Source organism: Protofrankia sp. Cas4, from assembly GCF_963555915.1.
Classification (GTDB): Bacteria; Actinomycetota; Actinomycetes; order Frankiales; family Frankiaceae; genus Protofrankia.
Window position 1 is genome coordinate 1 of sequence record NZ_CAUVXL010000081.1, and the last position, 8,574, is coordinate 8,574.

5 protein-coding genes and 1 pseudogene are annotated in these 8,574 nt (G+C 72.0%); 5 read left to right on the forward strand and 1 reads right to left on the reverse strand.

The features are described from left to right. Nucleotides 1-96 precede the first annotated feature (96 nt). Together U9979_RS07755 and U9979_RS07760 are read left to right on the forward strand one after the other, a co-directional pair. Nucleotides 97-1,212: an acyl-CoA dehydrogenase family protein gene (locus U9979_RS07755; RefSeq protein WP_322778827.1), complete on the forward strand. Its 1,116-nt coding sequence runs from the start codon at nucleotides 97-99 to the stop codon at nucleotides 1,210-1,212. 226 nt (nucleotides 1,213-1,438) lie between these two features. After that, complete coding sequence (locus tag U9979_RS07760; protein ID WP_322778824.1) at nucleotides 1,439-3,715, forward strand: ATP-binding protein; 2,277 nt, start codon at nucleotides 1,439-1,441, stop codon at nucleotides 3,713-3,715. A 102-nt stretch (nucleotides 3,716-3,817) separates the two neighbouring features. On the opposite strand, the gene U9979_RS07765 is transcribed toward U9979_RS07760, so the two are convergent. After that, nucleotides 3,818-5,398, reverse strand: coding sequence for a glycerol-3-phosphate dehydrogenase/oxidase (locus U9979_RS07765; protein WP_322778825.1), 1,581 nt, complete (start codon nucleotides 5,396-5,398; stop codon nucleotides 3,818-3,820). 103 nt (nucleotides 5,399-5,501) lie between these two features. On the opposite strand from U9979_RS07765, the gene U9979_RS07770 reads away from it, so the two are divergent. From U9979_RS07770 to U9979_RS07780, 3 genes and pseudogenes are all read left to right on the forward strand, one after another. After that, nucleotides 5,502-7,142 carry an FAD-binding oxidoreductase gene (locus tag U9979_RS07770; RefSeq protein WP_322778826.1) on the forward strand — a complete coding sequence of 547 codons (1,641 nt, stop codon included), beginning with the start codon at nucleotides 5,502-5,504 and terminating at the stop codon, nucleotides 7,140-7,142. A gap of 4 nt (nucleotides 7,143-7,146) precedes the next feature. Further along, nucleotides 7,147-7,857: an SDR family NAD(P)-dependent oxidoreductase gene (locus tag U9979_RS07775; protein ID WP_322748526.1), complete on the forward strand. Its 711-nt coding sequence runs from the start codon at nucleotides 7,147-7,149 to the stop codon at nucleotides 7,855-7,857. A 55-nt stretch (nucleotides 7,858-7,912) separates the two neighbouring features. Further along, a pseudogene (locus U9979_RS07780) lies at nucleotides 7,913-8,574 on the forward strand (hypothetical protein); the annotation flags it as partial.

An 8,574-nucleotide genomic window follows, 5' to 3' on the forward strand; every position in this document is an offset into this window, starting at 1 on the left:
TGACTAGTGGTGGGCCTCCGGCGGCGCGGACGGACAATGATCGCGCCGCCTTCGGCCATGCTCGTTGACTCCCTCGAGCCTCCGATAGGACCAGCCATGTACTTCGCGCTCACCGACGAGCAGTGCGCCCTGGGTGAAGCCGTCCGCGACTACCTCGCGGACCAGTTTGATCGCAGCGCCGTCCGTGCCGTGTTCGAGGACCCGGGCGGCACCGGTATTCCCGCGCAGCTGTGGAAGGCCATGGGCGAGCAGGGCTGGCTCGCCGTGTGCGTCCCCGAGGAGTACGACGGCCTGGGGCTCGGTCTGGTGGACGCCCAGGTGGTTGCCCGCGCCTTCGGTGCGGGCGTCGTACCCGGGCCGTGGCTGCCGACGGTGCTCGCGGGCGAGGCGCTTGGGCTGGCGGGATCGGATGCGCAGAAGGCGGCCCTGCTGCCCGCCGTCGCCTCGGGTGCGCTGGTGGCCACGGTGGCGCTGCGGGGGCCCACCGGTCGCTACGACCCCAGCGGCGTGCGGGTCGGCGCCGACGAGGGGGGCCGGTTGACCGGGTCTGCGCTGCCCGTCGACTACGCCGAAGCGGCGGAGATCATCGTGGTGGCGGCCCTGGAACCCGGCGCCGGGGTCGGGCTGTACCTGGTCGAACCGGGTCTGCCGGGGGTCCAGGTGACCGGCCTGGAAAGCTATGACGGCTCGGTGCGCACGGCTTCGGTGGTTCTCGACGGCGTACCCGGGCAGCGCCTTCCCGGCTCGTCCACGGGCGTGTTCGTCGAACTTCTCGATCGGGGCGCGGTGCTCACGGCGGGGGACCTCGTCGGCCTTGCCAGGGAGGCGTTGACGCGCACCGTCGCCTACGCCTGCGACCGGGTGCAGTTCGGCCGGGCGGTCGGTTCCTTCCAGGCGCTCAAGCACCACCTCGCAGACCTGCACGTCGCCGTGACCATGTCGGAGCATGCGGTCCTGTATGCGGCGCACGCGCTGGATGCCGGGCTCGCCGACCGCCGGCTCGCGGTCGCCGTGGCCAAGAGCAAGGCCTCGCAGACCGCCCGGGATGTGACCGCCGCGATGATCCAGTATCACGGCGGGATCGGCTACACCTGGGAGCACGACGCCCATTTCTTCTACAAGCGGGCTAAGCGCGAGGCCTACAGCTATGGGGATCCGATCGAGCACCGTGACCGGGTCGCGGCCCTCACCATTACGAGCGACCGAGGATAGGACTGTCCGGCTCGCGGCGATCTGGGCGGCGCTTCGCCACGTTGTCGTCGGTCAGCGCCCAGCACCAGGGCGCCTTCCTCCTCCGCCTTGCGATGCATCCACCCAGATCGCCGCTCGCTGATCGAACGCCCTATCCTCGGGCGCTCTCCCGGGATTTCACCGACAGCGGTCGGTTCCTGACGGTTCCGTGTCACCCGGCCGCTTCGAGGGTCCAGACTGAGGGTTCGTGCATGGCCGTGCTCGTGACGCGCTGGAATCCGTGACCGCCCGAGTGCTGGTGGTCATACGGGTGGCGTCGCTGTGTGTCCTCGTCGCGTACGTCGTCATCTGGAACGGCTGGTATCTCGGGTCGGCCGAGCGACTCGCGGCGGTGGCCGCCGCCGTGCTGTGGGACCTGGTTTTCATCGGTGGCGCCATGCGCGGGCGGATCCCGAACTGGCTGGTGGTCGGGGAGGTCGTCACGGCGGTGGTCCTCGGCGTGGGTGCTCCCAGGTGGCTGCCGCCGCAGTCTCTCGGCGACGGTGGCACCTGGATCTACCGGATGCTGATCGGAGCCGGCGTCGCCGCTGCCTGGCAGGCGCCCGCCGTCCTGTTCCCCGTGGTTGTCGCCGTGCTTGCGGCTGTGCAGTTCAGCAGCGCACCGACGGCGATGCCCCAGGTGGCCGGCTCCACCGGCCTGCTCGTCGCGGTCTGCCTGGTGTTCCGGCTGGCCGTGACCAGGCTGCAGCGCAACGCGGTCGCCGCGGACGCGCGGTTGGCGGCCGGAGCCGAGCGGTTGCGGGCCGCGACGGTCACCGACGCCCGCCGGCGCGACCGGCGGGAACGGGAACGGGTCATCCACGACACGGTGCTCAACACCCTCACCGGCATCGGATGGGGCGGTGGCGTGGACGACGAGCCGACCCGACGCCGGTGCGCGCGCAGCGTCGAGGCGATGGAGGATCTCATCGCCGGGCACGACTGGTATGCGCGCGTCGAGCTCACCGAGCGGCTCAGTCGACTCGCCGCGGACGCCCGTGACAACGGACTCGATGTGCAGGTGCGCGTCCACCGGGACGCGGGCGCGGACCCGCCGTCGCTGGTCGTGGCGGCGCTGACGGCCGCCGCCGGGGAGGCGCTGGCCAACGTCGCGCGACATGCCCACACCCGCCGGGCGACGGTTGTCGCCCACTGCCGGAATGATCATTTTGATATCACGGTGAGCGACGAAGGTGTCGGCTTCGATCCCGGCCGGACAGATCCGCAGCGGCTCGGCCTGCGTGCCTCGATCGCCGAACGGGTCGCCGACGTCGGCGGCAGCATTGAGATCGACAGTCGACCCGGGCGTGGAACCACGGTCGTGATGGCCTGGCGGGCGCCTGCCTCCCCGGTCGAGCCGCCCGATGCGGTCGGCTACCTTCGCCGGCACTACGACACCGGCGTGCGGCGGATGGTCGCACTCGCCGTCGCCAGTTGGCAGGGGCTGCTGGCCCTGACAGTGATCGGCTACTGGGACCGGGTGCACCGGCCGGTCGTATCGGTCGCGCTGTGGGTGGCGATCGGCGCAGGTGTCGCCCTCGCAGTCCGGGTGATGTGGCATCGCAGCCTCAACCGGGTGGAGGCCGCCGGCGTGGTCATCCTCGCGTTCACGACCGCCGTCGCCGGTGGGCTCAACACCACCGGCGGGGACACGATCAGGATGATCGACTGGCCGACCACGATGGCGCTGCCGGTACTTCTCGTGCTGGTCGTGGTATCTCGCCCGGCGCGGGAGTGGCTGGTGGCCGTGGCCGCCGCGACCGTGCTGCTCGTCTCGATCGTGCTGCTGGGCGGGGATACCGGACCGATCGTGCTCTCCCGCCTTAGCACGTCCGTGTACGGGTTGTGGTCCCTGCAGGCACTGATCAACGCGTTCGGCCCGGCGTTGCGGAGCACGGCGCAGGCCACCGCCCAGGCCATGCAGGACGAGGCCGAGCTCGCCGGCCGGACGGAAGCGGCCGCGCGGATTCTCGCCGACCGTGATCGTGGCCTGCGTGACATCGACAGCGACACCCTGCCGCTGCTGCGCGCGATCGCCGGCGGCCAGCTCGACCCGCGTGACCCTGCGGTGCGGGAACGGTGCACCCGTCGGGCGTCGGTGCTGCGCCGGACGCTGGCCTCCACGGCTGGTCCGCCCGGGTCACTCGGGGTGCTGGAGCCGGTGGTGGAGGCCGCCGAGTCGCGGGGTATCGACGTCGAGGTGCAGCTTGCCGGTGACCTGCGCCGGTGTCCAGGCGTCCTGCAGGAGGGCATCGTGGTCGCGATCGGCCAGGCGTTGCGTTCGGTTCCGGCCGGGCCGGTGCTGCTGACCGTCCTGTCCTCGCCCGAGTCCGGCAGCGTGTTCGTGTCCTTCCCGGTGGCGGCCGGGACGTTCGTGGATCCGGTTCGGCTGCCACAGTCGTGGCCGGGACCCGTCCTTGAGGTCAGCGCCGACGTCGCGGACGGCAAGGCCTGCCTCGAACTGCGCTGGCCTGTCCCCACATGACCTGGCCACATGACCCGGCCACATGACCCGGCCACATGACCCGGCCACATGACCCGGCCACATGACCCGGCCACATGACCCGGCCACACAGCCTGACCGTCGTCAGGTTTCCGCGGCGGCGAGCAGGGCCAGGACGTGGGGGAGCGCGGCGGCACGGTCGGCCGGCACCAGGCCGATGCGGGTGCGCCGGTCCAACAGGTCGCCGGCGTCGAGAGCACCCTCGTGCCGCAGCGCGAACACCAGTTCCGCGCCAGTGGTGTCCACACGGTCACACAAGGGCGCGAGCAGTGCCGGATCGCCCCGCGCGCACTCGATCACGGCGGGCGCCTCGGTGCCGTAGCGGGCGACCAACCGGCGCGGCGCGGCCACGTCGGCGAGCACCGACCGCTCGGCCGCGCCCACCAGGGGCAGCGCTCGGGTCCGACAGGGCCCGGTGCGCAGCCCACGTGCCCCCGCCAGCGCGTCCACGGCGTCCGCGGCCATCTGCCGGTAGGTGGTGAGCTTGCCACCGACGACGGTCACCACGCCGTTGGCAGAGGTGACGACGGTGTGGCGGCGCGAGAGGTCCGCGGTGCGCCTGGCCGTCCCGGCCTGCAGCGGGCGCAGCCCGGCGAACGTGCCCAGGACGTCGGCCCGGTCAACGGGTACCGCGAGGACGCTGGAGACGACGTCGCGCAGGAACTCGGTCTCGGCCGGGGTCGCCGCCGGGGTGTCGGTCACGGCGTCGGCGGGTTCGTCCGTGAGCCCGACGTAGACCCGCCCACCGAGTTGCGGCAGCGCGAACACATATCGGTTACGTTCATGCGGTACCGGCATGGTGATCGCCGTCCGGAGCCCGCCGAAGACGCTGTCCGCCACGACAAGGTGGCTTCCGCGGCTCGGGCGCAGGGTGATGTCGCCGCACAGCTCGCCGGCCCACACTCCGGTTGCGTTCACCACTGACCGCGAACGGAACGTGACCGCGGTGCCGGTGAGCATGTCGACCGCGGCGGCTCCATCCCCGTCGATGGATCGGACCGGGCAGTGCGTGATGATCCGTGCGCCGTACCGGGCCGCCGTTCGAGCGATCGCGACGACCAGGCGCGCGTCGTCGACGAGCTGGCCGTCCCAGGACAGCAGTCCGCCGCGCAGCCCGGCGGTCCGCAGCGCCGGCACCATGGCCTGGGTCTCGACCGCGCTCAACCGTCGAGGCCCAGGCAGCACCGACCGCGGGGTGCCGGCGCCACGCCGGATCAGGTCGGCGGCGTGCAGGCCGGCGTCGGCGACCAGAGCAGCGGAGGTGGGGAGGCCGGCCATCAACGGAAACACCATCGGCAGCGGCCGCACCAGATGTGGCGCGGTGGTGCGTAGCAGGATGTCGCGTTCCCGGGCGCACTGACGGGCCAGCGCGACGTCGCCGGTGGCCAGGTAGCGCAATCCGCCGTGGACGAGCTTGGAGCTCCACCGGCTGGTGCCGAAGGCCAGGTCGTGGGCTTCCACGAGCGCGACGGACAGGCCGCGGCTCGCGGCGTCCAACGCCACGCCTGTCCCGGTCACCCCGCCGCCGATGACGAGAACGTCGACGACGGTTCCGCCCGTCAGATCGGCGAGATCCCGATCGCGCTGCCGGCGATTGAGCGACCCGGTCGGTTGCGCGTCCCCGGCCCGGTCAGGTAACACGGTGTGCGGTAACACGGTGCGCATAGGACGGTCACGCTGTGACCACATCTGTCACAGTGTATGTCGTGTCACCGCTGACAACGAGTCCTGCTGATTGTTCGTGTTGGCCGGATGACGGGATGACGGGATGACGGGAGCTGACGGCGGCACGGTCTGGTGGGGCTGGGGCGCGGCGGAGGCGCACATACCGCTACCCGCTGGTGTCCGCTCCCTGCTGGAACAGGTTCTGGGTACCGCCTGCCGCGACACCCCACCGGTGGGCCCGGATGCGCTGCGGCTGCCGGTGGGCAGGCTTGGCGACGACGCGCGTGCGGCTCTGGTGGGCGTGCTCGGTCCGGCCTGGGTACGCGACGACCGGGCGAGCCTGGTCCGGCACTGCCGTGGGCGGTCCACGACCGACCTGCTGCGTCTTCGCGCCGGCGACGCCATGGATGCCCCGGACGCGGTCGTCCTGCCCGCAAGCCACGACGAGGTACTCGCCGTGCTCGCGGTCTGTGGCCGCCATCGGCTCGCGGTGGTTCCGTTCGGTGGCGGGACGTCGGTGGTCGGCGGCCTGGTCGCCGTCCGTGCCGGCCTTGCCGGTGTGATCGCGCTCGACATGGCCCGGATGAACCGGCTCGTCAGCGTCGACGCCGAGTCACATATCGTCACAGTTGAACCAGGTATGCGCGGCCCGGCGCTGGAGGCCGGGCTCGCCACGCACGGCTTCACCCTCGGCCATCTGCCGCAGTCGTGGGAGTACGCGACGGTCGGTGGGTTCGCCGCGACCCGGTCCAGCGGCCAGGCATCCGCCGGCCACGGTCGGTTCGACAGCATGGTCCTCGGCGTCCGGGTCGCCACCCCGGTCGGCACCTGGGAACTCGGCCGCGCGCCCGCGTCCGCCGCCGGACCCGATCTGCGCGAGCTCGTACTCGGTTCCGAAGGCGCCTTCGGGGTCATCACCCAGGTGCGGCTGCGGGTGCGACCCCGGCCCGAGGCGACCTACTACGAGGGCTGGCGCCTGACGGATTTCACCGGCGCGGCCGACGTGCTGCGCGCCCTGGCACAGCGGGATCTGCTGCCGACGGTCGTGCGGCTCTCGGATGAGGTCGAGACCGCGGCCGGCCTGCCCGGCGGTGGCCCTGTCGGCGGCGACCCCGCCACCGGCGACTCCGGCACCGGCACCGGCGACCCAGCCACCGGCGGCGGCTGTCAGCTGATCACCGGGTACGAGGGCCGGGCCGGCTGGGTCGCCGCGCGCCGGTCCGAGGTCGGCGAACTGCTGCACGCGGCCGGCGCGGTCGCGTTGGGGCGCGACATCGGGGCCAGCTGGGTGCGTGACCGCTTTCGCGGCCCGTACCTGCGCGATGCCCTGCTGGACGTCGGGATGTTCGCCGAGACGCTGGAGACGGCCGGGTTCTGGTCGACGCTGCCCGGCCTGTACACCGGTGTACGGGACGCGATCGTCGCGGCCCTGGCCGCGCAGGATGCGCCGGGGGTGATCATGTGTCACATCTCGCACGTCTACCCGACCGGCGCGTCGCTGTACTTCACCGTCGTGTGTCCCCAGCCCGGCGAACCGGTGGCGAGCTGGGTGGCGGTGAAGGCCGCAGCCACCCGCGCGGTCCTCGACGCGGGCGGGACCATCACCCACCATCACGCCGTCGGCACCGACCATCAGCCGTGGCTCGCGGCAGAGATCGGTGACATCGGGATGGCCGTCCTGCGCTCGGTCAAGGACACCCTTGACCCGGCCGGAATCCTCAATCCGGGAATTCTCCTACGGTAAGCGCATGCAGCAGCAGCAGGAGGACGAGCGGGCGCTCGTCGTCGTCGGACCGGGGCGGGCCTTCGGCGTCCAGCTCCTGCGCCGGTTTGCCCGGGAGGGCTTCGCGCTCGGCGTGATCGCTCGTTCGGCCGACACGGTCGGGCGGATCGAAGCCGACCTCGCCCGGGAGGATGTCGCGGTCGCCGGCGAAGTTGCCGATGTCACCGAGCCGGGCGCCGTCACCGCGGCGTTGGGCAAACTCGCAGACGGGCTCGGCGGCCTGACCGCCGTCGTCTACAACGCGAAGCTGAGCATCCGGGGCACTGCGCTGTCGGTGTCGGCGGAGACGGTCAACCAGACGTTGGCGGTCAACGTGACCGGCGCTCTCACCGTGGTGCAGGCCGCTGTGGGGTTGCTGGCTGATCGTCCCTCGACATGCGTGCTGCTGACCGCGGCCGGGCTGCGCACCGAACCGGCCGCCGGGCGCTTCGCCCTCGCGATCGGCAAGGCCGGTCTGCTCGCGCTCGGGACGTCGCTTGCGCCGGTGCTGCAGGCGCGTGGAATCCGGCTTCGAACCGTGGTGTTGGAGGCCCGCGTCGCACCTGCCGGCCCGCTCTCGCCGGAGGCGGTGGCCGAGCACTTCTGGAACGTCTATTCGGCCCCGCGCGGATCGGTTTTCCGACTCGTCCCACCGAAAGGGTCCGACCGGGCACCGCAGCTGTTCGGGGAGGTCTGACGCCTGTCTGACCCAAGTCGTGCCAGGACCCGCCGATCGTGCGACCATCCAGACCGTGAGACGTGGACCTGATGACGACTCGGACCGGGGTAGCGGGTCGGAGGACTCGACCCGCCGCCTGCCACCGCCCGCCGGTACCCAGCCGGGCGGTGGAACGCGCAAGGCACAGGTCGTGGGTCCCGTTGGTCCGCCGCCGCCGGCGGATTCGTTCCGCCCGGCCGGTCGACAACCGCGAACCCGCGCCGATCCCGTCCGGCCGGCGAACCCGCCCCTTGCCGACACCCGACGCACCGATTCGTATCCGGCCGGTGCCCATCCAGCCGAGTCCTACCGGGACGAGTCCTACCGGGCCGAGTCGCGCCCGGCGGACCGCGGCCCGGCGTACCCGGGTTACGGGGCCGGTTCCGATTACACGGCGCAGCGCCCGTCAGCCGTGCCACCGGTCGAGCCGGCCGGCGTGATGGCCTCGCAGACCGCTCCGGCTCGCCGGCGGCGTCGACGCAGATGGCCGATCATCACACTGATCGTGCTGTTCGCGTTGCTGGTTGTGGCCGACCGTGCGTCGGTACCGATCGCCGAAAGCCAGATGAAGGCGAAGGCGCAGGCGGCGGTCGCCCAGTCCAGCAAGGATCCGACGGTCGCGCCACCCACGGTGACCGACGTCAGCATCGGCGGCATCCCGTTCCTGACCCAGATCCTGTTCGGTAAGTATGACGA